We start from the raw sequence: 21,594 nt of genomic DNA, 5'->3' as shown, positions 1-21,594 counted from the left end.
GCCCATGTGCAAAGCGTGTGACTATACGATCCATGGCGCGCAGCATCATTTCGGCTGGGACAATTCCATTGCCCCGGTCGAGACGGTCGCGCCCGGATCGACCATCCTGTTCAATTGCATGGATTCTTCGGCGGGCCAGCTTGGCCCGTCGAGCACCGTTGCCGATGTGGTGGCGCTGGACTTCGGCAAGATCAATCCGGTTTCCGGTCCGGTCTACATCGACGGGGCAGAACCCGGCGATGCGCTGAAAGTCACCATCGAAGGCTTTGCCCCGCGCGAACGCGAAGGCTCTGCCTGGGGCTGGACCGCGAATATTCCGGGTTTTGGCCTGCTGGCGGATCAATTCACCGATCCGGCGCTGACCATCTGGAAATATGACGCGACGACCATGGAGCCGGCACTGTGGGGCGATCATGGCCGTGTTCCGCTGAAGCCCTTCACTGGCACTATTGGCGTCGCGCTGGCGGAACCGGGGTTGCATTCGATCGTGCCGCCCCGGCGGACAGGCGGCAACCTTGACATCCGCGATCTCTCGACCGGAACGGAAATCTACCTGCCGGTCGAGGTCGCGGGGGCTTTGTTCTCCGTAGGGGATACCCATGCGGCACAGGGTGACGGCGAGGTGTGTGGCACCGCCATCGAGAGCCCGATGGATGTTACGCTGACGCTTGATCTGGTGAAAGGGGCCGATCTCAGGATGCCGCGCTTCACCACGCCGGGCCCGGTGACGCGACATCTGGATGCAAAGGGGTATGAGGTGACCACCGGCATCGGTCCCGACCTGATGAGCGGAGCAAAGGACGCTGTCGCCGGAATGGTGGACCTGCTGACGGCGCGTTACGGCATGTCGGCGGTGGATGCCTATATGCTGGTATCGACATGCGGCGATTTGCGGATTTCGGAAATCGTCGACATGCCGAACTGGGTGGTGTCCTTCTACTTCCCCCGGATGGTGCTCGAATGAGTGCCGCCGCACAAACTTTGACCGCCCCCGATGCCGGGGCGGTCAAACAGCCGTTGCTTTCGGTGCGCGATCTGACCGTGTCGGTCCGGGATCGCGGCGTCGTGCGTCCGCTGGTGGCGGGTCTCAGCTTTGATCTGCGTGCCGGTGAAACCCTGGCCATTGCGGGCGAAAGCGGATCGGGCAAGTCGATCACCTCTCTGGCGCTCATGGGTCTCTTGCCCAACAATGTGACCGTTTCCTCCGGTCAGGCGCTGCTGGACGGCACAGATCTGCCATCCCTGCCGGAGCCGCAGATGCGGTCGGTGCGCGGCGCACGAGTCGCGATGATCTTCCAGGAGCCGATGACTTCGCTCAACCCGGTGCACACCATCGGCAGCCAGATGACCGAAGCAATCCGCGCACATGAGGCGCTGTCTCAGGGGGCCGCCAATGCGGCGGCCATCGAGGCACTGCGCAAGGTCCGCATCTCCGAGCCCGCGCGCCGGATGACACAATACCCGCACGAGCTTTCCGGTGGGATGCGACAGCGCGTGATGATTGCCATGGCGCTGGCCATGAACCCGGCGCTGCTGATCGCGGATGAGCCGACCACAGCGCTTGATGTCACGGTGCAGCGCGAGGTGCTGGAGCTGTTGCGCGAGTTGCAGGAAACAACCGGCACCGCGATCATTCTGATTACCCATGACATGGGCGTTGTGGCCGAATGCGCCGACCGCGTGGTTGTGATGAAGGCGGGACGCATGGTCGAAAGCGGTACGGTCGAGGATATTTTCGCGGCACCGGGCGCGCCCTATACCCGTGCGTTGCTGAAGGCAGTGCCGCGGCTTGGCACTGGCGCCGCGCGGGCCAAGCCCTTGCCGCCGGCGGTCCCGGTCCCGGTGGCCCGGCTGGTCGATACGCAGGTGCATTTCGATATTGGCGCGAACTTCTTTGGCCGGCCCACGCACCGTGTCCATGCTGTCGAGGGCGTGACGTTTGACATCCGTCCGGGAGAGACATTCGGCCTTGTCGGGGAAAGCGGCTGTGGAAAATCGACGATTGCCAAGGCGCTGGCCGGTCTGGTTCCGCATCAGGGCCACATCGAGGTGGCCGGAAAGGCGCTGTCCAGCCTGACGGCACAGGGACGGCGCGATATGTGCCGGGATGTTCAGATGGTGTTTCAGGACCCGATGGCCGCGCTTGATCCGCGCATGCCCGTCGGGGACGCCGTGGCCGAACCCTTGCTGATCCATGGTATTGGCAGCGCCCAAGAGCGGCGCGCCCGCGCGGCGGAGTTGTTTCTCCGGGTTGGTCTGACACCTGAGCAGATGACGCGTTATCCGCATGAGTTTTCCGGCGGTCAGCGACAGCGGATCTGCGTGGCGCGTGCGCTTGCGCTCCGGCCGAAGCTGATCATCTGCGATGAAAGCGTTTCAGCGCTCGATGTCTCCGTTCAGGCGCAGGTGCTTGAGTTGCTGGAAGAATTGCAGCGCGAAACCGATGTGTCCTACCTGTTTATCAGCCATGACATGGCGGTTGTCGAGAACGTGGTCGATCGCCTGGCGGTGATGTATCTGGGCCAGATCGTGGAGATGGGTACGCGTGATCAGGTGTTCGGCAATCCGCTGCATCCCTACACCCAGCGGCTGCTGGATGCGGTTCCGATCCCGGATCCCGCGCGCAAGGGCCGCCCGCACGCCCGCCCGGTGGGCGATATGCCCTCGCCGATCCGCGTGATTGGCGATCCGCCTGAGCGCACCCCGCTGCGCGATGCGGGGCAGGGGCATCTGGTGGCGGAGGTCGTCTGATCATGGTCCGGCCGCGCGCATGGCGCCCGGCCGGACTGTTCATCGTCAGATCTGATCCGGAGAGAACCCCCGGGAGAGGTAGCGCCCCTGTGGCGCTTCTGCAGTCATTGCACCATCGGCGAACACGGTTTTGCCCCCAAGGATCGTGCGCACCGGCCAGCCAGTGATTTCCATCCCCTCGTAGGGCGTGTAATCGGGGCCGTGATGCAGATCGGCCTGCCGGATCGGAGCACGGCGGTTGGCATCCCAAAGGGTAATATCCGCGTCCGCGCCAATGGCCAGCGTGCCTTTTTGTGGATACATGCCATAGAGTTTTGCCGGATTGGTCGACGTCAGCGCCACGAACCGTTCCAAGGTGATGCGCCCTTTGCTGACACCTTCGGAAAACAGGATCGGCAGGCGCGTTTCGACCCCGGGAATGCCATTTGGCACCCATTTGAACGAGGTCCGGGCGCGCGGGTTGTTCTTGCCGGTATCATTCTCCCCTTCGAAATAGAACGGGCAATGATCGGATGAAAAGATGTCGAACGTGCCATCCCGCAGCCCCTGCCAAATGGCCTTTTGGCTGTCGAAGTCGCGTGGTGGCGGGGAGCAAACATATTTCGCCCCCTCGAAATCCATGTTCAGACCCTTCAGGTCCTCGGCGGTCATGGCGATGTATTGCGGGCAGGTTTCGGCAAAGACCTTCAGTCCACGCGACCGCGCCCACTGGATCTGCTCCATCGGGTCGCGGCCCGACACATGAACGATCACGATGGGCACATCGACAAGCTGCGCATGGGCAATGGCACGGTGCGTGGCCTCGCGTTCGGCAATCTGGGCATGGGCCTCTGCGTGATAGTAGGGGGCGGTCTTGCCCTGCTCCTCCAGTTTGCGGGTCATGTATTTGATCGCGTCATGGCCTTCGGCATGGACCATAACCAGGGCCTTCTCGCGCCGCGCCACGTCAAAGACATCCAGCAGTTCGGCGTCGTTCAGCACCATGTCGTCGTAGGTCATGAACACCTTGAACGAGGTATAGCCGTCCTGGACCAAAGCGGGCAATTCCTGCCCCAGAACCTGCGGTGTGGGATCGGTGATGATCATGTGAAACGACACATCGCACCAGCTCTGACCCTCTGCCAGCGTATGATAGTTGCGCACAGCCTCGCGAAGGGATTCGCCCCGTTTTTGCAATGCAAAGGGCATAACGGTCGTGTTACCCCCGGCCACGGCCGACCGGGTTCCCGAGGCGAAATCATCGGCCATCACTGTGCCGTCGCCCTGTTCCTGAGCGATGTGCACATGGGCGTCGATGCCACCGGGCAGGACAAGCAGGCCCGCGGCGTCGATGACATCACGCGCGCCGTCGATGTGGGCTGCGATCTGTGTAATCTTGCCATCCTTGACGGCCAGATCCGCGACGAAACGGTCAGAGGCGGTGCAAATCGTGCCGCCGCGGATAACAAGATCGGGCGCGCTCATGCTGTTACCTCGGCACGCAGCTCCCGCAAAACGTGGTCCAAACCGGTGGTCAGGCGATCAATCTCTGCCACGGTGTTGTAATGCACCATGGACACACGCAACACACCGCCGTCATGCGTTTCGCCCAGACCTTCGGCCAGGCGCCGCGAATGGAAATCGCCAAACCGGATCGCGACCTTGTATGCATCCATCGCGCGGGCCACATCGCCGGAATTTACGCCATCGAAGCGAAAGGCAATGGTCGGCACGCGGGTATTGTCCACGTTCGTCGACGGGCCGATCACTCGGCAGTCATTGCGCGCATTCAGCCACGCCAGCAGCTTGTCGGTCAGTGTTTGTTCTTGCCTTGCGATGGCGCTGAAACCCGCCTCCAGGGCGGCACGGTCATCCCCGCCGCCCAACTCCTGCAGGTAGGCGACAATGGCTGTTGTCGAGTAAGCGAGTTCATAGTTCGGATTTCCCGGCTCCAGCTTGCCGGGGACTTTGTCCTTGCCGTAGAAATAGTGGTAAAGACCGTCCAGTTCCGCAAGAAGATCGTATTTTCCATACATGATCGCGGTATGCGGACCATAACATTTGTACAGGCTGAAGATATAGTAATCGACGTCCCACGCCGTCACATCAATGGCGCGGTGCGGAGCGTAAGCCACGCCGTCGACACAGATTTTTGCTCCGCGCGCGTGGACATACTCGGTGATTTCCGGGATGGGATTGATCTGGCCGAGGATGTTGGAGACATGGTGCACACAGACCAGTTTTGTCCGCGTGGTCATAAGCGGGCCAAGCGTGTCCAGTGAAAGTTGACCCGTCGCCGGATCGAACGGCCAGACCTTGATCACCACACCAAATTCGCGCAACCGCTCCCATGGGCCGATATTGGATTCATGGTCTGCATGGGTGACGATGATTTCGTCGCCGGGGCTGAACTGGCTGCGCATCGCGGCGGCGAGTGTCTGTGCAAGCACCGTGGTCGAGGGACCAAAGACGATCTCCTCCGGCCGGGCGGCGTTGGTCAAGACCTGCGCGGCCTTGCGCCCCTTCATCAACGCCTCTGCAGCGGCAAGCGAGATTTCGTAGCTGCCGCCGATCTGTACGTCGCGGTGGGTCAGGAATTCGACGATGCGATCAATCGCGCCCTGTACCGTTTGCGAGCCGCCCGCATTGTCGAAAAAGGCCCATTCCTTGGCCAGCGCGGGAAAATGCCCGCGCACCTGCGCCATGTCGAGTTGATCGAGATACCGAGACATCTGGTTGTCCTTCTTGTCGTTCAGTGGTCCAGCACGGCGTGCAGGAAGTTTCGGGTGCGCGCCTCTGTCGGCGCGTTGAATATATCCTCGGGCTTTCCGCTTTCGACGACCGCGCCGCCGTCCATGAAGATGACCCGATCCGCCACCTGCCGGGCGAACCCCATTTCATGGGTCACCACGATCATCGTAACCCCGGTCCGGGCAAGATCGCGCATCACGTCCAGCACTTCGCCGACCATTTCAGGATCGAGCGCTGAGGTCGGCTCATCGAAAAGCAAGACCTGGGGCTCCATGGCGAGGGCGCGGGCAATGGCCACGCGTTGCTGCTGGCCGCCGGACAGGCCGCTTGGGTATTTGTCGGCGTGGTCCTGCAGGCCGACGCGCGCCAGAAGCCGATCTGCCTGAACTGCGGCGTCACCCCGCGAGGTTCGGCGCACCCGGCGTGGCGCAAGCATGACATTCTCGCGCACGGTCAGGTGGGGAAAGAGGTTGAAGCTCTGAAAGACCATGCCGACTTCGGCGCGCACCTTGGCCAGATTGGCTCCCGGCAAGACGGGGACGCCGTCGACGTGGATGGCGCTGTCTTTCGAGAATGGCTCCAGCCGGTTGATACAGCGGATCAGGGTGGATTTGCCCGATCCGGAGGGACCGATCACGCAGACGACTTCTCCGCGCGCGATATCCAGATCAATACCGGTCAGTGCATGAAAGGTGCCGTAGTGCTTATGCAGATTGCGAATGCTGATGTAATCTCCGGTCATGTGCGCCCCCTGTTCAGATGCGTCTCAAGCCGTGACACCAGCAGCACAGCTGGCAGCAGGAATGCCAGATAGATCAGCGCCGCGCCGATGAGCGGACTGGGATTGGCGGACAAGGCCTGCGCCTGCGTGGCCTGTTTCAGCAGGTCCGGCATGGCAACAACAGAGGCCAGCGCAGTATCCTTGATCACGTTGATCGAATTGTTCGTCAGTGGTGGAATAACCATCCGGATCGATTGCGGCAGGATGATATCCGTCATGGTCTGACGCTGGTTCAGACCAAGCGCGGCGGAAGCCTCGAACTGTCCTTTTGGCACGGCTTCGATCCCTGCGCGGAAGATCTCGGCGGTGTAGGCACCGGATACCATCGTCAGCGCCGTCATCGCCGATGCAAAAGGAGACAGGCGAATGCCAACGAAGGGCAGCGCATAGTACACGATGATCAGCAGCACCAGGAGCGGCAGCGAGCGAAAGACATCGATATAGAGCCGGGTCAGAACGCGCACCGGTGCAACGCTGTAAAGGCGCAGCAAGCAGAGGAACAGCCCAAGCACCAGCCCGGCCACGATGCTCGCCACACCCAGTTTGAGCGTAAGCCACAGTCCTTTGAGCAGCATCGGCCAGCTGCGTTGCAGCACTTCGATATTGAAGAATGTGTCGATCAGATCCATGTACATCCCCTTGCCGGACCCCGGCGCAAGGCCCGGGTCCGATCATTGCTTTAGCGTTATTTCGCGGCGGGCATGTCGAGAACGGTGGCCGTGGATGTCTCGGCTTCAGGCGCGGCGCCGAACCATTTTTCATGCAGGGCCGGGACGGTGCCGTCCTGCTTCAGACCGGAGAGAATCTCGTTCACGTCGCTTGCAAGCTCTGCATCCTTGGCAAACATGAAAGAGTATTTTTCGCCGGTGGTGATGCGCTGCACAACCTGCAGGGCGGGCTTGTCCTTGACGTAATACTGCAGCGCCGGAATATCGGAGATATACCCGTCGATGCGGCCCGCCTGCAGATCAAGCATGGCAGGAGCCAGACCTTCGTAGCGGCGAATATCCGCAAAGCCGTATTCGGCTGCGTGATCCGTCGCCCACATGTCACCGGTCGATCCGGTGTCCACGCCGACCACCTTGCCGTTCATCTCATCGAGCGACGCGGGGCCACCTGCGGCGACCGTGAGAGACTGATCGCTGTCGTAGTACGGCTGGGCGAAACTGACGGACTTCAGGCGCTCATCGGTGATCGTGATCGACGACATCGCCATGTCGATCCGCCCCGATTGGACGGCCGAAAACAGGCCATTGAACGGGATGTTCACGATCTCGACGTCGCGGCCGAGCTTTTCCGCGACTGCATTTGCCAGATCCACTTCGAATCCGACGAAAGCGCCGCTTTCATCCTGAAACTCCCAAGGAACGTTGCCGATATTGGCGCCAACTTCCAGCACCTCCTGAGCCTGTGCAGAGACCGCGGCAAAGGCGGTCGCAAGAACGGCGAGGCGTATGGTGGTCTTCATTGAGTATCTCCCTGTGATGCCGCGCAGGTTTGCGCTGTGGGGCTGAGCCCCTGTTATGGTCGGTCGAAATTGGTCAGACCAGTCAGACCGGTAGGATCAAGCTGGTACGAGTCGGCATCGTATGCAATGACTAATTTCGGAAATGCCGTCGGATCGGAGACAGGCATCGTTGGATTGGTCATTTTGCATGCAGAAAGATTTTGGAAAATTGCCCGTGACCGAAGTCGTCACGCGCCAGATTCAGGACATGATCCGCAAAGGTGACTTCCCTCCCGATACGAAACTGCCTTCTCAACGGATCCTCGCCGAGCAGCTCGGTGTATCCCGCGCCTCGCTGCGGGAAGCCTTGATGACGCTTGAAACGTTGGGCCTGCTGCGCACGCTGCCCGCGCGTGGAACATTTGTTGTGGACGCCGCCAAGACGGATTCAAAGCAACCGGTTGCATGGCGGTTTGGCGGAAGTTTCTCGCTTCAGGACGTGTTCGAGACGCGCATTCTGGTCGAAGCGGAACTCTGTCGGATGGCGGCTCCGGTCATGACCGACGCAGACCTTTCGGTCCTCGACGCGGCCTGCCAGACGTTCGAGACGACGTGGCACAGGGGCGATCTTGTCGCGCATGTTGAAGCGGATCTGGCCTTTCATGCCCAGATCGCCGATGCCTGTCCCAACCGTATGCTGCACGGCTTCTACCAGTCGATCAATGAGATCCTGACAGAAAGCCAGCGCGCACCGATTCCCCGCACGCACGTCTCGCGGATGCAGGCCTCGATGGAAGAGCATCGCGCAATCCTGTCAGCCCTGCGTCGTCGTGATGGCGCCGCTGCCGCACAGGCCATGCGTGCGCACATTAAGAATACCGCGCGGATTGCGGGGGTTGAGACGAAGCGGTGATGATGCTTGATCGCTCTGACCGAACATCAGTCCCAATTTGAGCTTTGTTGCGCTGATTTGCGGGCAGCTCGGGGCAGGGAACTCGGGCAATCTTATCAGTGCGGCCTTCCGCAAGCCGGGCGCACGTCTGGCGCGACCACCGCGTTCCGCCGGGTCGATGCATCCCGGCCTTACCCTGTTCAGTTTCACCCACGGCAGGTATTTCAAACATAAAACTTCATACTTGAAATAAAATTGCAGTGCAGCTACCGTGCTTCATGACGATGGCTCTGCTGGAGAAATGGAATGCGTATTGCGTGTCTGGGTGGCGGTCCTGCCGGGCTGTACTTCGGGATTTCTATGAAGCTGCGCGATCCGTCGACTGACGTCGTCGTCTTCGAGCGGAACCGTTTTGATGACACCTTTGGGTGGGGTGTCGTGCTGTCGGATGAGACACTCGGCAATCTTATGGCGAATGACCCCAAGAGCGCCAAGGCAATCGGGGATAACTTTGCCTATTGGGATGATATCGCGCTGCATTACAGGGGCGAGACGCACGTTTCCTCCGGCCATGGGTTCTGCGGCATCGGTCGCAAAAAGCTGCTGCTCCTGCTGCAAGAGCGCGCTCGGGAACTTGGCGTGGAAATCCACTTCGAAACCGAAGCGAAAAGCGCGCAGGACTACCGCGAAGACTTTGACATCGTGGTGGCGGCGGACGGTCTGAACTCGCGGACCCGCACACTCTATGCCGACAGGTTCAAGCCGGAAATTGATGAACGTCTTTGCCAGTTCGTTTGGCTTGGAACGAAACAACGGTTCTCCGATGCCTTCACGTTTATTTTTGAAGAGACCAAACACGGCTGGGTCTGGGCGCATGCCTACCAATTCGACGACGAAACCGCGACGTTCATCGTCGAATGTTCTCAGGAGACGTTTGACAAATTTGGCTTTGCTGACATGTCGCAAAAGGAGAGCATCGCGGTTTGCGAAGAGATCTTCAAAGATCATCTGGATGGTCACGCACTGATCACCAATGCCAACCATATTCGCGGCTCGGCGTGGATCCGTTTCCCGCGTGTCCTGTGTGAAACATGGCATCATGAGAATGTCGTGCTCTTGGGAGATGCCTCGGCCTCGGCGCATTTTTCCATCGGATCGGGCACCAAGCTTGCGCTGGAAAGCGCGATTGCGCTGGCGGAGTTTATTCATAGCGAGGACAGCTATGAGGAGGCATTCAAACGCTATCAGGATGAACGACGTCTTGAGGTGTTGCGCCTGCAATCGGCTGCGCGCAATTCGCTCGAATGGTTCGAGGACGTCGAACGCTATCTTGGCCTTGATCCGGTCCAGTTGAACTATTCCATGCTGACGCGCAGCCAGCGCATCAGCCATGAAAACCTACGGGTGCGGGACAAGACCTGGTTGGAGAGTGCAGAGCGCTGGTTCCTGAGCCAATCGGGTGTCCCGGCGTCCGAGCCGCTGCGCGCGCCGATGTTTGCACCATTTGCCTTGCGCGACATGCGTCTGAAGAACCGGATCGTCGTTTCGCCAATGGCGCAGTACAAGGCACAGGATGGCTGCCCCACGGATTGGCATCTGATCCACTATGGTGAACGGGCCAAGGGCGGGGCGGGGCTGGTCATTACGGAAATGACCTGCGTCAGCGACACCGGGCGGATCACGCCGGGATGTCCGGGGCTTTACGCGCCCGAACACGAGGCGGCATGGCGGCGTTTGACGGATTTCGTGCATAAGGAAACGGATGCCAGGATCTGCTGTCAGATCGGCCACTCGGGGCGCAAAGGATCAACGCGGATCGGCTGGGAAGGCATGGACAGGCCATTGGTGTCGGGCAATTGGGAGTTGGTGTCCGCGTCCGCCATCGCGTGGTCGAACACCAATGCCACCCCCCGCGCCGCGACTCAGGCGGACATGGACGCGATCAAAGCCCAGTTTGTCGCGTCGGCCAAAATGGCGGATGCGGCCGGTTTCGACATGATCGAACTGCACGCGGCACACGGCTATTTCCTGTCTTCGTTTATCTCTCCCGTTTCAAATGCGCGCATGGATGACTATGGCGGCAGTCTGGAAAACCGGCTGCGCTATCCGCTGGAAGTCTTTGCCGCGATGCGTGCGGTCTGGCCCTCGGAAAAGCCGATGTCGGTCCGTATCTCGGCCAATGATTGGATCGGGGACGCAGGCATCACGCCGGGAGACGCTGTTGAGATCGCCAAGGCGTTCACGGCTGTCGGTGCTGATCTGATCGACGTTTCCGCCGGGCAAACCACCACGGAGGCAAAACCCGTCTATGGGCGTATGTTCCAGACGCCGTTCAGCGATCGCATTCGCAACGAGGCCGGCATCAAGACGATGGCTGTCGGAAACATCTATGAAGCGGATCATGCGAACTCGATCCTTATGGCGGGGCGGGCTGACCTGGTGGCCGTCGGGCGGCCCCATCTGGCTGACCCCTACTGGACGCTGCATGAGGGCGCCAGGATTGCCGACAGGCAGGCCACCTGGCCGCTGCCCTATCTGGCGGGCCGGGATCAGGCCTGGCGTTTGGCGGAACGCGAAGCAGAGGCAATTCGCGTATGACCATGACAGGAAAACACATCATCGTGACGGGTGGCGGGACCGGCGTCGGGGCGAAGATCGCGCATACGCTGGCCGCCAAAGAATACGACGTAACGATCCTGGGTCGCACGAAAGAAACGCTTGCAGAGCAGGGCCTTTCTTATGGGCTATGTGATGTGACGAGACCCGACAGCGTAGAGGAGGCGTTTGCGCAGGCGCGAGGCACTTACGGGCCGATTGCGGGTGTGATTGCCAACGCGGGAGCGGCCGAAAGCGTGCCTTTTGCCAAAATGTCGGCCGAGATGCTGAATGCGATGCTTGCGGTGAACCTTGTGGGGGTCAGCACGGTTTGGCAGGCCGCCCTGCCGGACATGAAGGCCGCGGGCGGCGGGCGGATGATCGCGATTGCCTCGACTGCGGGCCTGAAAGGGTTTCCGTATGTCGCGGCCTATTGTGCGGCCAAACATGGCGTTGTGGGCCTGACCCGTGCATTGGCATTGGAACTGGCGTCGACGGGGATCACCGTAAACGCGATTTGTCCCGGCTTTATCGACACGCCGATGCTGGACCGCTCGGTCGCGACGATCGTCGAAAAGACCGGGATGAGCGAGGAAGACGCGCGAACGTCACTTTGCGCTGGCAACCCGCAAAAGCGCTTTATTCAAACCGACGAAATCGCAGGAGCGGTTGAATGGCTCTTAACGGACGCCGCGCGTTCGGTGAACGGGCAAGCCATCTCGATTTCCGGAGGAGAGATATGAACATCAACCCTGCCACGGAAGGCTCAGAGGATCCCCTGTCCAAAGAACGGCTTCGCCTTTGGTTGAAGCTGTTGAAGGCCAGCAAGCTTGTCGAAGAAGAGCTTCGCCGCCGACTGCGTGCGCAACATGCGTCTACGCTGCCGCGATTTGATGTCATGTCTGCGCTGTCGCGTGCGCCCGAGGGCCTCAAAATGAGCGAGATTTCGAAGCTCTTGCGCGTGTCCAACGGCAATATCACCGGGATCGTCGACAAACTGACCGAAGACGGCTTTGCGCTGCGCGTGTCCGTTCCCGGTGACCGGCGCGCACATCAGGTCTGTTTGACCGAGAGGGGCAAAGCCGCGTTCGCGGAACTGGCAACGGCCCACGAAAGCTGGATTGACGATATTCTGGGAGGTCTGGATCTGGATGATGTCGAAGGCATGATCCGGCGTTTGGACCACCTGACAACCTCACTTGAGGACAAATAGATGCCCACACCCGTTCATTTCCTGTGCGAGATTGAAGACAATGTCGCAATCATCCGGCTGAACCGTCCGGATCGCAAGAACCCGCTGACCTTTGACAGCTATGGCGAGCTACGAGACTGGTTTCGCGACCTGAGCAGCGATGACACGATCAAGGCCGTTGTTTTTGCATCGAACGGCGGCAATTTCAGTTCCGGCGGCGATGTTCATGACATCATCGGTCCATTGACCAAGATGACCATGAAAGAGCTGCTGACCTTCACACGCATGACCGGCGATCTGGTCAAGGCGATGGTGCATTGCGGCACGCCGATCATCGCCGCGATCGACGGCGTGTGCGCCGGTGCCGGTGCAATCATCGCCATGGCATCCGACCTGCGGATTGCATCGGACCGGGCGAAGACGGCGTTCCTGTTCAACCGCGTCGGATTGGGCGGATGCGATATGGGGGCCTGCGCGATCCTGCCACGGATCATCGGACAGGGCCGCGCGGCAGAGCTGTTGTATCTGGGTCGTTCCATGAGCGCGGCGGAAGGCCATGCCTGGGGTTTTTACAATCAGGTCGTGGACCATGACGCGCTGCTTGATGCAGCCATCGCAATGGCCAAACGCATTGCTGATGGGCCTAATTTTGCGAACATGATGACCAAAACCATGCTCGCCCAGGAATGGTCGATGTCGATTGACCAAGCCATCGAAGCAGAAGCGCAGGCACAGGCGATCTGTATGCAGGGACAGGACTTTCACCGGGCGTACCATGCGTTTGTCGCCAAAGAAAAACCCGTGTTCGAGGGCGACTGATGGCGGATAAGAGCTTTCTGAACTGGCCCTTCCTTGAGGTTCGCCATCGCGCATTGTCGGAGGCATTGGAGGCGTGGTGCGAAGCCAACCTCAAAGATCTGGACCATGCGGATACGGACGAGACATGTCGCCATTTGGTGCGGATCCTGGGGCAGGCCGGCTTTCTTCAGCATTCGGCAAGTGCGGACGGCGTCCTGGACGTGCGCAGCCTGTGCATCCTGCGCGAAACACTGGCGCGGCACGATGGATTGGCGGATTTTTCATTCGCGATGCAGGGGCTGGGCACGGGTGCCATTTCGCTTTTTGGCACGCAGGACCAGAAGGAGCAGTGGTTGCCCCTGACACGATCTGGCCGCGCGATTTCTGCATTTGCGCTCACGGAACCCGCATCGGGCTCTGACGTCGCGAACTCGACGATGACCGCCACGAAAGACGGTGATCATTATGTTCTGAACGGCGAAAAGACGTGGATTTCAAATGGGGGTATTGCGGATGTTTATACCCTGTTTGCCCGCAGCGAAGAAGCGCCCGGCGCGAAGGGGCTTTCTGCCTTTATCGTGACGCCGGACCTGCCGGGTTTTGCCATCAAGGAGCGGCTTGAGACGATCGCGCCGCACCCTTTGGCCACGCTGGAATTCACAGAGTGCCGTGTGCCCGCCTCGGCAATGCTTGGCACGCCGGGACAAGGGTTCAAGATCGCGATGTCGGTGCTTGATGTGTTCCGCACAACCGTGGCGGCCGCAGCGCTTGGGTTTGCGCGACGGGCCCTGGAGGAGGCCATCGCCCGCGTAACGACGCGGCAAATACAGGGCGCTGCCCTGTTCGATCTGCAAATGGTCCAGGGCCATATCGCCGATATGGCGCTGGATGTGGATGCGAGTGCGCTGTTGGTCTACCGCGCGGCCTGGGCCAAGGACAGCGGAGCTGCGCGCGTCACGCGCGAGGCCGCAATGGCCAAACTTTTTGCGACGGATCATGCGCAGCTTGTGATCGACAAGGCGGTGCAGCTTTTTGGCGGTGATGGCGTGCGTTCGGGCACTGTCGTCGAATCGCTCTACCGCGAAATCCGGGCATTGCGCATCTATGAGGGCGCATCGGACGTGCAAAAGATCATCATCGCCCGCCAAGCGCTTGACCGCGCAAAAGGAGATACCTGATGCAGACCACGGCTCAACACGACAGCTTTGCGCGGGACAATCTGCCGCCGGAAGACCAAATGCCGGACTTCCTTTTGGATGGGTTTGATTATCCCGAATTTCTGAACGCTGGTTACGAGTTGACCGACGCAATGGTCGAAAAAGGGTTCGGCGATCACACGGCCCTCATCGGGAACGGGCGTCTGCGCACGTACAAAGAGCTGACGGACTGGACTAACCGGTTGGCCAATGCGTTGGTCGAGGACCTTGGCGTCAAACCGGGCAATCGCGTCTTGATCAGATCGGCCAATAATCCTGCGATGCTTGCCTGTTGGCTGGCCGCGACCAAGGTGGGCGCGGTTGTGGTGAACACGATGCCAATGATGCGGGCCGCCGAGCTCGAAAAATATGTTGATCTTGCCGAGGTCGAATTCGCGTTGTGTGACACGCGCCTGATGGAGGAGCTTGAGATTTGTGCGAAGACCAGCAAGTTCCTGAAAACCATCGTAGGTTTTGATGGCACATCCAATCATGACGCTGAATTGGACCGCATGGCCTTGGAAAAGCCGGTCCGGTTCAAGGGCACGCGCACGCGATCCGATGAGGTGGCCTTGTTGGGTTTCACGTCCGGGTCGACAGGCACGCCCAAGGCCACGATGCACTACCATCGGGATATTATGATCATCGCCGATGGATATGCCAAAGAGGTTCTGGGCGTTACATCGGATGATGTGTTTGTCGGCTCTCCGCCCTTGGCATTCACGTTCGGCCTTGGCGGCTTGGCGGTTTTTCCGCTGCGATTTGGCGCGACGGCTACGCTGCTTGAGCAGGCGACGCCACCCAACATGATCGAGATCATCCAGAAATACAAAGCGACCGTGTGCTTTACGGCACCGACCGCGTATCGGGTCATGTTGCGCGCCATGGATGACGGGGCCGATCTGTCCAGCCTGCGGGCGGCGGTTTCCGCGGGCGAGACACTGCCGGAACCGGTCTATCAGGAATGGATCGACAAGACCGGCAAGCCTATGCTGGACGGGATCGGCGCGACAGAGATGCTGCATATCTTCATCTCGAACCGTTTTGATGACCACCGACCTGCTTGCACGGGGAAACCGGTGACTGGCTACGAGGCAAAGGTGCTGCGCGAGGATGGATCAGAGGCCGATGCGGGCGAGGTCGGCCGCCTTGCGGTGCGCGGACCAACCGGCTGCCGCTATTTGAAAGGGGACCGCCAGGACAGCTATGTCGATGGTGGTTGGAACATCACGGGTGATAGCTTTGTCAAAGATGAGGACGGCTATTTTCATTTTGCCGCTCGCAATGACGACATGATCATCTCCTCCGGGTACAATATCGCCGGCCCAGAGGTCGAAGCCGCGCTTCTGAGCCATCCGGATGTTGTCGAATGTGCGGTGATCGGTGTGCCGGATCCCGAGCGTGGCCATATCGTGCAGGCGCATGTGGTGCTGCAGGCGGACGCGGCCAGAAATGACGCGACAACCAAGGCGTTGCAGGATCACGTAAAGGCGAAAATTGCGCCGTACAAATACCCGCGCAGCATCGTTTTTCAATCCGAGCTTCCAAAGACCACAACAGGCAAGATCCAAAGATTCCGCCTCAAGGAGACGTCATGATGTCCTGCCCGTATGATCCAAAGAGCGACGGCGCCAAGATGGATTTCCAAGATGCGATGTCCTACGGAGACTACCTGTGCGCGGATCAGTTGCTTTCGATTCAGAAGCTGCGTTCGGATGCGCATGACGAATTACTGTTCATCATCCAGCACCAGACATCCGAGTTGTGGATGAAGTTGGTGTTGCATGAACTCTCTTCGGCGCGCGTCGCCTTGAAATCCGGCAACCTGTCGGGCATGTCCAAGATGTTGGCGCGCGTCAGCCGCATTTTCGAACAGCTGAACAACCAGTGGGACGTACTGCGGACGATGACCCCGGCTGACTACACCCAATTTCGCGATGCGCTTGGGCCGTCATCCGGTTTCCAGTCCCATCAATACCGCATGATCGAATTCGTTCTGGGGAACCGCAATGCGAACATGCTCAAACCACATGAGCATGTTCCCGCAGTGAAGGCGGAACTTGAAAAGGAAATGAACATCCCAAGCTTCTACGACGAAGTGGTGCGGCATCTTTTCCAAACGCTTGATGGGAATACCGATGCGATGCCCGACCCGCAGCTTGCGACACCCCACGAGGCGCGCGATGAAATTCAGAACAGGTGGCAGATTGTCTATGAGGATATCGATACCCACTGGGCGCTCTACGAACTTGCCGAGAAGCTGATGGATATCGAAGATTACTTTCGTCGCTGGCGTTTCAATCACGTCACGACCGTGGAACGGGTGATCGGCTTTAAACGCGGAACGGGCGGCACTTCCGGGGTCGCATATTTGCGCAGGATGCTCAGCGTCGAGCTGTTCCCGGAACTTTGGAATGTCAGGGGGGCTTTGTGATGCTGCCGAAGAAAGATCAATTTCTGTTGCCCGAAGGGGTGATCTATCTGGATGGAAACTCCCTGGGCCCATTGCCCAAGGGGGCGTCCGCCCGCGCGCAAAAGGTGATTGAGGAAGAATGGGGCATTGCGCTCATTCGGGCATGGAACACGGCCGGATGGATGGACTTGCCGCGCAAGGTTGGTGACCGTGTTGCACGGCTCATCGGTGCGCCCCAAGGATCGGTCGCCATGGGCGATACATTGTCGATCAAAGTGTTTCAGGCACTGGCGGCGGCATTGAAAATGCGCCCCGATCGCAAGGTGATCCTGTCTGATAACGGTAATTTTCCATCGGATCTTTATATCGCCGAAGGTCTTATCGGGACGATCGACAAGCACCACGAACTGCGAACGCCCGCACCGGAAAATGTGCTGGATCACATCAACGAAGATGTCGCCGTCGTCATGTTGACCCAGGTCGATTACCGCACGGGCCGGATGCACGACATGGCCAAAGTCACCAAGGCTGCACAGGATGCGGGCGCGATCATGCTGTGGGATCTGGCCCATAGCGCGGGCGCTGTGCCTGTTGACATGGCTGCATCGCAGGCCGAGTTTGCGGTGGGTTGCACCTATAAATACCTCAACGGCGGCCCCGGTGCGCCGGCGTTCATCTATATCCGGCCTGATCTGGTTGAAGAGACACGTCCGGCGCTCTCGGGGTGGTTGGGCCATGATGCGCCCTTCGATTTCGATCTGAACTATCGCCCCGCCATGTCCACGGAACGCATGCGCGTCGGCACGCCGCCGATCTTGCAACTGGCAACGCTCGATGCGGCGTTGGATTCGTGGGACGATGTCGATATGAACGCATTGCGGGCGGCGTCTGTCGCGCTGTCGGAGCAGTTCATCAAGGACGTATCCGCCGCTTGCCCAACGCTGGATCTCATCTCTCCGCGCGACAGCGCTGAGCGTGGCAGTCAGGTGTCCTTTGCATTCGAACACGGATATGCGGCGATGCAGGCGCTGATTGATCACGGTGTCATTGGGGATTTCAGGGCACCAAATGTCATGCGGTTCGGGTTCACGCCGCTCTATCTGGATGCTGGTGATATCTCCCGGGCGGCCCAAATCATGGCAAAGATAGTGAACGAAGAGATTTGGCGCGACCCCAAGTATCAACACAAATCACGTGTCACGTAAGGTCGGTTTGAGATGGCCGTCTTCCGCTACCCGCAAACCGTCCTTTTTCGCCATTGTGATCCCGCACGGATCATGTTTTTCCCGCGTATGCTGGAATTGGTCAACGACGCTGTCGAGAACTTTTTCGAGCGCGAATTGGGCTGGCCTTTCCATGACATTCACCCGGACAGGGCTGTTCCGACCGTTGAAATTTCAACCCGTTTCAATGCGCCATGTCGCCTCGGCGAACAGCTGGTGCTGTGGATCGAACCAACCGCGATCGGGCGGACAAGCCTGACACTCAAGACGACAGGCAAAGTCGACGAAGATCCAAGATTTGAAACCGTACAGACACTCGTCTGTATCGCATCTGACGGGCGTCCGACACCGTGGCCAGACACGGTGCGCGCGCGCACTGAAAAACTGTTCGGAGAACAAGGATGAGTGGAAAAACGATCCACCCGGAAGGCTGGGCTCCGGCACTGGGCTATGCAAACGGGATGCTGATGGCCGACGGCACTTTGCACATCGGCGGGCAGATCGGCTGGGACAAGGACAAGGTCATGCGGCCCGGAGGGTTTATCCCCCAGATGGAACAGGCTTTGTCCAATATTCGCGAGATTGTCGAAGCCGCGGGTGGGCAGGTCGCGGATATTGGGCGGCTGACCTGGTTTGTCAAAAGCAAAGAGGAATACATTGCCCACCAAAAAGAAGTGGGACAGGCGTATCGCCGTATTTTTGACCGCCATTTCCCAGCCATGTCGATGCTCGTGATCAAGGAGTTGATCGAGGATGATGCCCTGGTTGAAATCGAGGCAACAGCCTTCATTGCTCCAAAGCGGGACTGACGGGATACCGCTCTTTTTTCTGGAGGGTGCGCGCTCCCCGGGCCAGAAAAATGGAGCGCATTCAACGCTGCAGACGGATGACCTCGGCGTACTTCGAAGGCATTTTTCGCTGAACGCGGTGTCGGAATTGATCGTTGGGAAGTCTTGTGATGGACCCTGACGTGTTGAGTAGAGCCAGAAAAGCGGGCGGTCACACCTGCAACTCACAAGCCCGATCTCGCACATCGGCGAAACCTGCAACTATCTCAGCGGCCGTTTGGCGCGCGATGAATGCGACAGTTACCTCGCGGACTGCAGTCTCAGCGTCAAGTCCGCCGTAAACGCCCGTTGGAAATCGCCTGCCTGACGAATGCCCGCCGAGTTGAGGCCGGTGCATGACGCCATAGAGAGCGATGCATCTTATCGTTGGGACAGGAGCCTCGCCTCGGCTTCCATCGCCCAAGGCACGTTGGTGGTGATGGGCCGACCCTCGGCGCTGGTGCTGGTATCAGGCATCTGATGGACGCGCAAACGGGATCGGGCATGCCGGACTACCGGCGCGCCGCCTTGCGCTGTTCATAGGCGTCGATCATGCGGATGATCCAAGGGATGTTCGGCATGAACAGGAAGATCCGCGTCAGCTGAAAGGCGGTCACCAGCGCGAGGTCGATCCCCAGGAACTTGGCCGTCAACGCCATTTCCGTGACACCGCCCGGCGCGGCCCCCAGAACCAGAACCTCCGACGGCTGACCCGCGACTCAGGCAATCGACACCGCGATGCCGGACACGAGGCCCAGCAGCACCAGCGTGCTGACAATGATCGCAACCAGTTGGCGTTTCTGGTTCACGAACAGGTCGTGCCGGAAGGTGCTGCCCAGCCATGTTCCGAGCACGATCTGCGCAAAGGACAGGACTTCCGACGGAAAGGCCGACGGGTGCAGGCCGATGGCGCTGGCCGCCGCCGAAAAGGTCAGTGGCCCCAGGAAATACGGGTTGGACAGCCCGACACGTTTGAACAACAGCGCTCCAGTGATGGCAAGCAGCGCGAGGAAGCCGTTGCCACCGGGTCGAAACCGCCGCCACGGATCATGCCGGACCGATCCGGCCAGCCATCCAGCGCGAACACCGCGATCGGCACCAGGATCACCACAGCCGCGATGCGCGTGGTCTGGGCAAGGATGACCGGGACCGTGATCCTGAGCAGCCCCGAGATCGACAGCGCCGCCGACAGGACCAGGGGCCCGATCATCCAGGGCAACGGGATGCCGAGCCAGGCAAAGGTCCAACCGGCGCATGCGGTCGCAAGGTACAGGGCCGAGAGGGAAAGCAGGATCTTGATGCGCGGCGACACGGGAAAGTTCTTGGAGTTCCGGGGGTGGTTGATACGGGCGTGAGCGGAGCGGGCCATCAGAACACGGCGGCCCGGACTGGTTGGCAGGATCGCGGAGGGCTATGCCGTGTTCGGCAGGCTCTGGACCGGAATGGGTTGGCCAGCAGGGCCGAGGGCTACGAAGACAAAGTTCGCCTCTGTCACCTTTTCGCTGAAACGCGCCTCGCGGGGGCGCCGCCAGGCATCCACATGGATCGTCATGGAGGTCTTTCCGACCTTGATCAAGGACGCGTAAAGCGAGACTTCGTCGCCGACCTTGACCGGCCTGTGAAAGATCATGCCATCGACCGCGATCGTGGCACTGCGTCCAGCCGAGGTAAACGCAGCAACTGTTCTCGCAGCCAGGTCCATCTGGCTCATCAACCAGCCGCCGAATATATCGCCTGCCGGGTTCGTGTCGGCTGGCATGGCTATGGTGCGAATGGTCGGGTTGCCGGTTGGCGGTTGGTCTGAGCCACTCATGGTGCTGTGTCCTTTTGTATGGCCAGTATCCGTCCAGCGGCCAGTTCCGAAGCGGTTACATGCTGACAGCATACTTAATCCGGGGCTGGCCTGAACCCAACCAATGGTTTGGTCACGGCAAACCCGCTGCACAGTATACATCCGAAAAACGCCGCGTGGCGGTATTTGCAAAGAAGGGGGCACGCCTGGCAATCGTACCTGTCGAGATCAAGGACGGGCTGGGCTGGGTCACCATCGACAATCCTCCGGTGAATGCCATCGGGCGCGCGGTCCGGCAGGGAGTGCTGGATCCGGTGGCGCAGCTTCGAGGCAGTGACGTGCGGGCTGTGGTGCTGACCGGCGCTGGCCGGGCCTTCGTTGCCGGTGCGGACATTCGCGAGTTGGGCCAGACGCCCGTCGCGCCGTTCCTGCCCGATGGGCTGGCGGCGATTGCCGACTCCCCGGCACCATGGGTCGCGGCTTTGGGCGGGCTGACGCTTGGCGGCGGGTTGGAGCTGGCGATGGCCTGCCACGCAAGGATCGCGGTGCCCGAGGCCAAGCTTGGCTCAGGACTCCTATAGCCAGAAGATGGCGATGGCAGCCAAGACGATGGCCGAGAGGACGATGACCGGGTTTCTGTCGTAGCGTGTTGCGACCCGCCGCCAGTCCTTCAGTCGGCCGAACAGGATCTCGCATCACTGCCCGGCAGTGCATTGTGCAGCAATGTCACGAGAGGGGCGGTTCCGTCGGCGGTAGCGACGCTTGTCCATTGCCCGGCAGTGCATTGCGCAGCAATGTCCCGAGTATCCGTGATGATCAAGCGGGTTCTGGAGCCCATTTCCTGCCGTCTCTGATCAAAGCGTTCGCCAAGACGACGAGCTTTCTCATCACGGCGGTCACGGCGAGCTTGCGCGGCTTGCCGGCACGGACCAGTTCCTCGAATTTGCTGCGAGCGGC

At 60.1% G+C, this 21,594-nt stretch carries 21 protein-coding genes and 3 pseudogenes; 14 read left to right on the top strand and 10 right to left on the bottom strand.

The annotated features are described in order from the left end of the window. The first annotated feature begins 4 nt into the window (after positions 1-4). A complete protein-coding gene (locus ACN2XU_RS13510) occupies positions 5-964 on the top strand; it encodes an acetamidase/formamidase family protein (protein WP_419410979.1) in 960 nt (319 codons plus the stop codon). Next, positions 961-2,751 (top strand): ABC transporter ATP-binding protein, encoded by a 1,791-nt coding sequence (locus tag ACN2XU_RS13505; protein ID WP_419410978.1) that lies wholly within the window; start codon positions 961-963, stop codon positions 2,749-2,751. The genes ACN2XU_RS13510 and ACN2XU_RS13505 overlap by 4 nt, the downstream gene beginning before the upstream one ends. Positions 2,752-2,796: 45 nt before the next feature. On the opposite strand, the gene hydA is transcribed toward ACN2XU_RS13505, so the two are convergent. The 5 genes from hydA to ACN2XU_RS13480 are packed head-to-tail and all read right to left on the bottom strand — an operon-like array spanning position 2,797 to position 7,730. Next, positions 2,797-4,215: a dihydropyrimidinase gene (gene hydA, locus ACN2XU_RS13500; RefSeq protein ID WP_419410977.1), complete on the bottom strand. Its 1,419-nt coding sequence runs from the start codon at positions 4,213-4,215 to the stop codon at positions 2,797-2,799. Next, a complete protein-coding gene (locus tag ACN2XU_RS13495) occupies positions 4,212-5,462 on the bottom strand; it encodes a cysteine desulfurase-like protein (protein ID WP_419410976.1) in 1,251 nt (416 codons plus the stop codon). The genes hydA and ACN2XU_RS13495 overlap by 4 nt, the downstream gene beginning before the upstream one ends. Before the next feature lie 20 nt (positions 5,463-5,482). Continuing rightward, on the bottom strand, positions 5,483-6,223 hold the full coding sequence (locus tag ACN2XU_RS13490) for an amino acid ABC transporter ATP-binding protein (protein ID WP_419410975.1): 741 nt from the start codon (positions 6,221-6,223) through the stop codon (positions 5,483-5,485). Continuing rightward, positions 6,220-6,891 carry an amino acid ABC transporter permease gene (locus ACN2XU_RS13485; protein WP_419410974.1) on the bottom strand — a complete coding sequence of 224 codons (672 nt, stop codon included), beginning with the start codon at positions 6,889-6,891 and terminating at the stop codon, positions 6,220-6,222. The genes ACN2XU_RS13490 and ACN2XU_RS13485 overlap by 4 nt, the downstream gene beginning before the upstream one ends. Positions 6,892-6,947: 56 nt before the next feature. Next, positions 6,948-7,730 (bottom strand): transporter substrate-binding domain-containing protein, encoded by a 783-nt coding sequence (locus tag ACN2XU_RS13480; protein WP_419410973.1) that lies wholly within the window; start codon positions 7,728-7,730, stop codon positions 6,948-6,950. 214 nt (positions 7,731-7,944) lie between these two features. On the opposite strand from ACN2XU_RS13480, the gene ACN2XU_RS13475 reads away from it, so the two are divergent. The 11 genes from ACN2XU_RS13475 to ACN2XU_RS13425 all read left to right on the top strand — a co-directional run bounded on the left by ACN2XU_RS13475 (position 7,945) and on the right by ACN2XU_RS13425 (position 18,827). Then, positions 7,945-8,622, top strand: a complete 678-nt coding sequence (locus ACN2XU_RS13475; protein ID WP_419410972.1) for a FadR/GntR family transcriptional regulator — start codon at positions 7,945-7,947, stop codon at positions 8,620-8,622. A 285-nt stretch (positions 8,623-8,907) separates the two neighbouring features. Further along, on the top strand, positions 8,908-11,199 hold the full coding sequence (locus ACN2XU_RS13470) for a bifunctional salicylyl-CoA 5-hydroxylase/oxidoreductase (protein WP_419410971.1): 2,292 nt from the start codon (positions 8,908-8,910) through the stop codon (positions 11,197-11,199). Beyond that, a complete protein-coding gene (locus ACN2XU_RS13465; protein WP_419410970.1) occupies positions 11,196-11,939 on the top strand; it encodes an SDR family NAD(P)-dependent oxidoreductase in 744 nt (247 codons plus the stop codon). The genes ACN2XU_RS13470 and ACN2XU_RS13465 overlap by 4 nt, the downstream gene beginning before the upstream one ends. Further along, entirely contained in the window at positions 11,936-12,409 is a 474-nt protein-coding gene (locus tag ACN2XU_RS13460; protein WP_419410969.1) for a MarR family winged helix-turn-helix transcriptional regulator, read from the top strand. The genes ACN2XU_RS13465 and ACN2XU_RS13460 overlap by 4 nt, the downstream gene beginning before the upstream one ends. Further along, positions 12,410-13,207: an enoyl-CoA hydratase family protein gene (locus tag ACN2XU_RS13455; RefSeq protein ID WP_419410968.1), complete on the top strand. Its 798-nt coding sequence runs from the start codon at positions 12,410-12,412 to the stop codon at positions 13,205-13,207. Continuing rightward, positions 13,207-14,364: an acyl-CoA dehydrogenase family protein gene (locus ACN2XU_RS13450; RefSeq protein WP_419410967.1), complete on the top strand. Its 1,158-nt coding sequence runs from the start codon at positions 13,207-13,209 to the stop codon at positions 14,362-14,364. Before ACN2XU_RS13455 ends, ACN2XU_RS13450 begins: the two co-directional genes overlap by 1 nt. Then, complete coding sequence (locus ACN2XU_RS13445; protein WP_419410966.1) at positions 14,364-15,980, top strand: AMP-binding protein; 1,617 nt, start codon at positions 14,364-14,366, stop codon at positions 15,978-15,980. The genes ACN2XU_RS13450 and ACN2XU_RS13445 overlap by 1 nt, the downstream gene beginning before the upstream one ends. After that, entirely contained in the window at positions 15,980-16,816 is an 837-nt protein-coding gene (locus tag ACN2XU_RS13440; RefSeq protein WP_419410965.1) for a tryptophan 2,3-dioxygenase, read from the top strand. Before ACN2XU_RS13445 ends, ACN2XU_RS13440 begins: the two co-directional genes overlap by 1 nt. Continuing rightward, positions 16,816-18,000, top strand: coding sequence for a kynureninase (gene kynU, locus ACN2XU_RS13435; RefSeq protein ID WP_419411128.1), 1,185 nt, complete (start codon positions 16,816-16,818; stop codon positions 17,998-18,000). The genes ACN2XU_RS13440 and kynU overlap by 1 nt, the downstream gene beginning before the upstream one ends. A gap of 12 nt (positions 18,001-18,012) precedes the next feature. Continuing rightward, positions 18,013-18,423, top strand: a complete 411-nt coding sequence (locus ACN2XU_RS13430; protein ID WP_419410964.1) for an acyl-CoA thioesterase — start codon at positions 18,013-18,015, stop codon at positions 18,421-18,423. Beyond that, on the top strand, positions 18,420-18,827 hold the full coding sequence (locus ACN2XU_RS13425; protein WP_419410963.1) for a RidA family protein: 408 nt from the start codon (positions 18,420-18,422) through the stop codon (positions 18,825-18,827). Before ACN2XU_RS13430 ends, ACN2XU_RS13425 begins: the two co-directional genes overlap by 4 nt. 530 nt (positions 18,828-19,357) lie before the next feature. On the opposite strand, the pseudogene ACN2XU_RS13420 reads toward ACN2XU_RS13425, so the two are convergent. The 3 genes and pseudogenes from ACN2XU_RS13420 to ACN2XU_RS13410 all read right to left on the bottom strand — a co-directional run bounded on the left by ACN2XU_RS13420 (position 19,358) and on the right by ACN2XU_RS13410 (position 20,658). Then, positions 19,358-19,825 (bottom strand): annotated as a pseudogene (locus tag ACN2XU_RS13420) (AbrB family transcriptional regulator). Then, a complete protein-coding gene (locus tag ACN2XU_RS13415; RefSeq protein ID WP_419410962.1) occupies positions 19,777-20,157 on the bottom strand; it encodes a hypothetical protein in 381 nt (126 codons plus the stop codon). The pseudogene ACN2XU_RS13420 and the gene ACN2XU_RS13415 overlap by 49 nt, the downstream one beginning before the upstream one ends. A gap of 99 nt (positions 20,158-20,256) precedes the next feature. Further along, positions 20,257-20,658: an acyl-CoA thioesterase gene (locus ACN2XU_RS13410; RefSeq protein ID WP_419410961.1), complete on the bottom strand. Its 402-nt coding sequence runs from the start codon at positions 20,656-20,658 to the stop codon at positions 20,257-20,259. Positions 20,659-20,813: 155 nt separating this feature from the next. On the opposite strand from ACN2XU_RS13410, the gene ACN2XU_RS13405 reads away from it, so the two are divergent. Then, a complete protein-coding gene (locus ACN2XU_RS13405; RefSeq protein ID WP_419410960.1) occupies positions 20,814-21,218 on the top strand; it encodes an enoyl-CoA hydratase/isomerase family protein in 405 nt (134 codons plus the stop codon). Here ACN2XU_RS13405 and ACN2XU_RS13400 read toward each other — a convergent pair. Further along, a pseudogene (locus ACN2XU_RS13400) lies at positions 21,213-21,404 on the bottom strand (hypothetical protein); the annotation flags it as partial. The gene ACN2XU_RS13405 and the pseudogene ACN2XU_RS13400 sit on opposite strands and share 6 nt — an antisense overlap. Before the next feature lie 49 nt (positions 21,405-21,453). Then, positions 21,454-21,594 (bottom strand): annotated as a pseudogene (locus ACN2XU_RS13395) (IS110 family transposase); the annotation flags it as partial.

The organism is Pacificoceanicola niger, assembly GCF_048553275.1.
Classification (GTDB): Bacteria; Pseudomonadota; Alphaproteobacteria; order Rhodobacterales; family Rhodobacteraceae; genus Pacificoceanicola.
This window is presented reverse-complemented; position numbering and strand designations above follow the sequence as displayed.

What these genes read in the sequence shown, in the direction of transcription:
- ACN2XU_RS13510 (WP_419410979.1), top strand. Translation starts at nt 5, where the DNA reads ATGTGCAAAGCGTGTGACTATACGATCCATGGCGCGCAGCATCATTTC.
- ACN2XU_RS13505 (WP_419410978.1), top strand. Translation starts at nt 961, where the DNA reads ATGAGTGCCGCCGCACAAACTTTGACCGCCCCCGATGCCGGGGCGGTC.
- hydA (WP_419410977.1), bottom strand. Translation starts at nt 4,215, where the DNA reads ATGAGCGCGCCCGATCTTGTTATCCGCGGCGGCACGATTTGCACCGCC.
- ACN2XU_RS13495 (WP_419410976.1), bottom strand. Translation starts at nt 5,462, where the DNA reads ATGTCTCGGTATCTCGATCAACTCGACATGGCGCAGGTGCGCGGGCAT.
- ACN2XU_RS13490 (WP_419410975.1), bottom strand. Translation starts at nt 6,223, where the DNA reads ATGACCGGAGATTACATCAGCATTCGCAATCTGCATAAGCACTACGGC.
- ACN2XU_RS13485 (WP_419410974.1), bottom strand. Translation starts at nt 6,891, where the DNA reads ATGGATCTGATCGACACATTCTTCAATATCGAAGTGCTGCAACGCAGC.
- ACN2XU_RS13480 (WP_419410973.1), bottom strand. Translation starts at nt 7,730, where the DNA reads ATGAAGACCACCATACGCCTCGCCGTTCTTGCGACCGCCTTTGCCGCG.
- ACN2XU_RS13470 (WP_419410971.1), top strand. Translation starts at nt 8,908, where the DNA reads ATGCGTATTGCGTGTCTGGGTGGCGGTCCTGCCGGGCTGTACTTCGGG.
- ACN2XU_RS13465 (WP_419410970.1), top strand. Translation starts at nt 11,196, where the DNA reads ATGACCATGACAGGAAAACACATCATCGTGACGGGTGGCGGGACCGGC.
- ACN2XU_RS13460 (WP_419410969.1), top strand. Translation starts at nt 11,936, where the DNA reads ATGAACATCAACCCTGCCACGGAAGGCTCAGAGGATCCCCTGTCCAAA.
- ACN2XU_RS13455 (WP_419410968.1), top strand. Translation starts at nt 12,410, where the DNA reads ATGCCCACACCCGTTCATTTCCTGTGCGAGATTGAAGACAATGTCGCA.
- ACN2XU_RS13450 (WP_419410967.1), top strand. Translation starts at nt 13,207, where the DNA reads ATGGCGGATAAGAGCTTTCTGAACTGGCCCTTCCTTGAGGTTCGCCAT.
- ACN2XU_RS13445 (WP_419410966.1), top strand. Translation starts at nt 14,364, where the DNA reads ATGCAGACCACGGCTCAACACGACAGCTTTGCGCGGGACAATCTGCCG.
- ACN2XU_RS13440 (WP_419410965.1), top strand. Translation starts at nt 15,980, where the DNA reads ATGTCCTGCCCGTATGATCCAAAGAGCGACGGCGCCAAGATGGATTTC.
- kynU (WP_419411128.1), top strand. Translation starts at nt 16,816, where the DNA reads ATGCTGCCGAAGAAAGATCAATTTCTGTTGCCCGAAGGGGTGATCTAT.
- ACN2XU_RS13430 (WP_419410964.1), top strand. Translation starts at nt 18,013, where the DNA reads ATGGCCGTCTTCCGCTACCCGCAAACCGTCCTTTTTCGCCATTGTGAT.
- ACN2XU_RS13425 (WP_419410963.1), top strand. Translation starts at nt 18,420, where the DNA reads ATGAGTGGAAAAACGATCCACCCGGAAGGCTGGGCTCCGGCACTGGGC.
- ACN2XU_RS13410 (WP_419410961.1), bottom strand. Translation starts at nt 20,658, where the DNA reads ATGAGTGGCTCAGACCAACCGCCAACCGGCAACCCGACCATTCGCACC.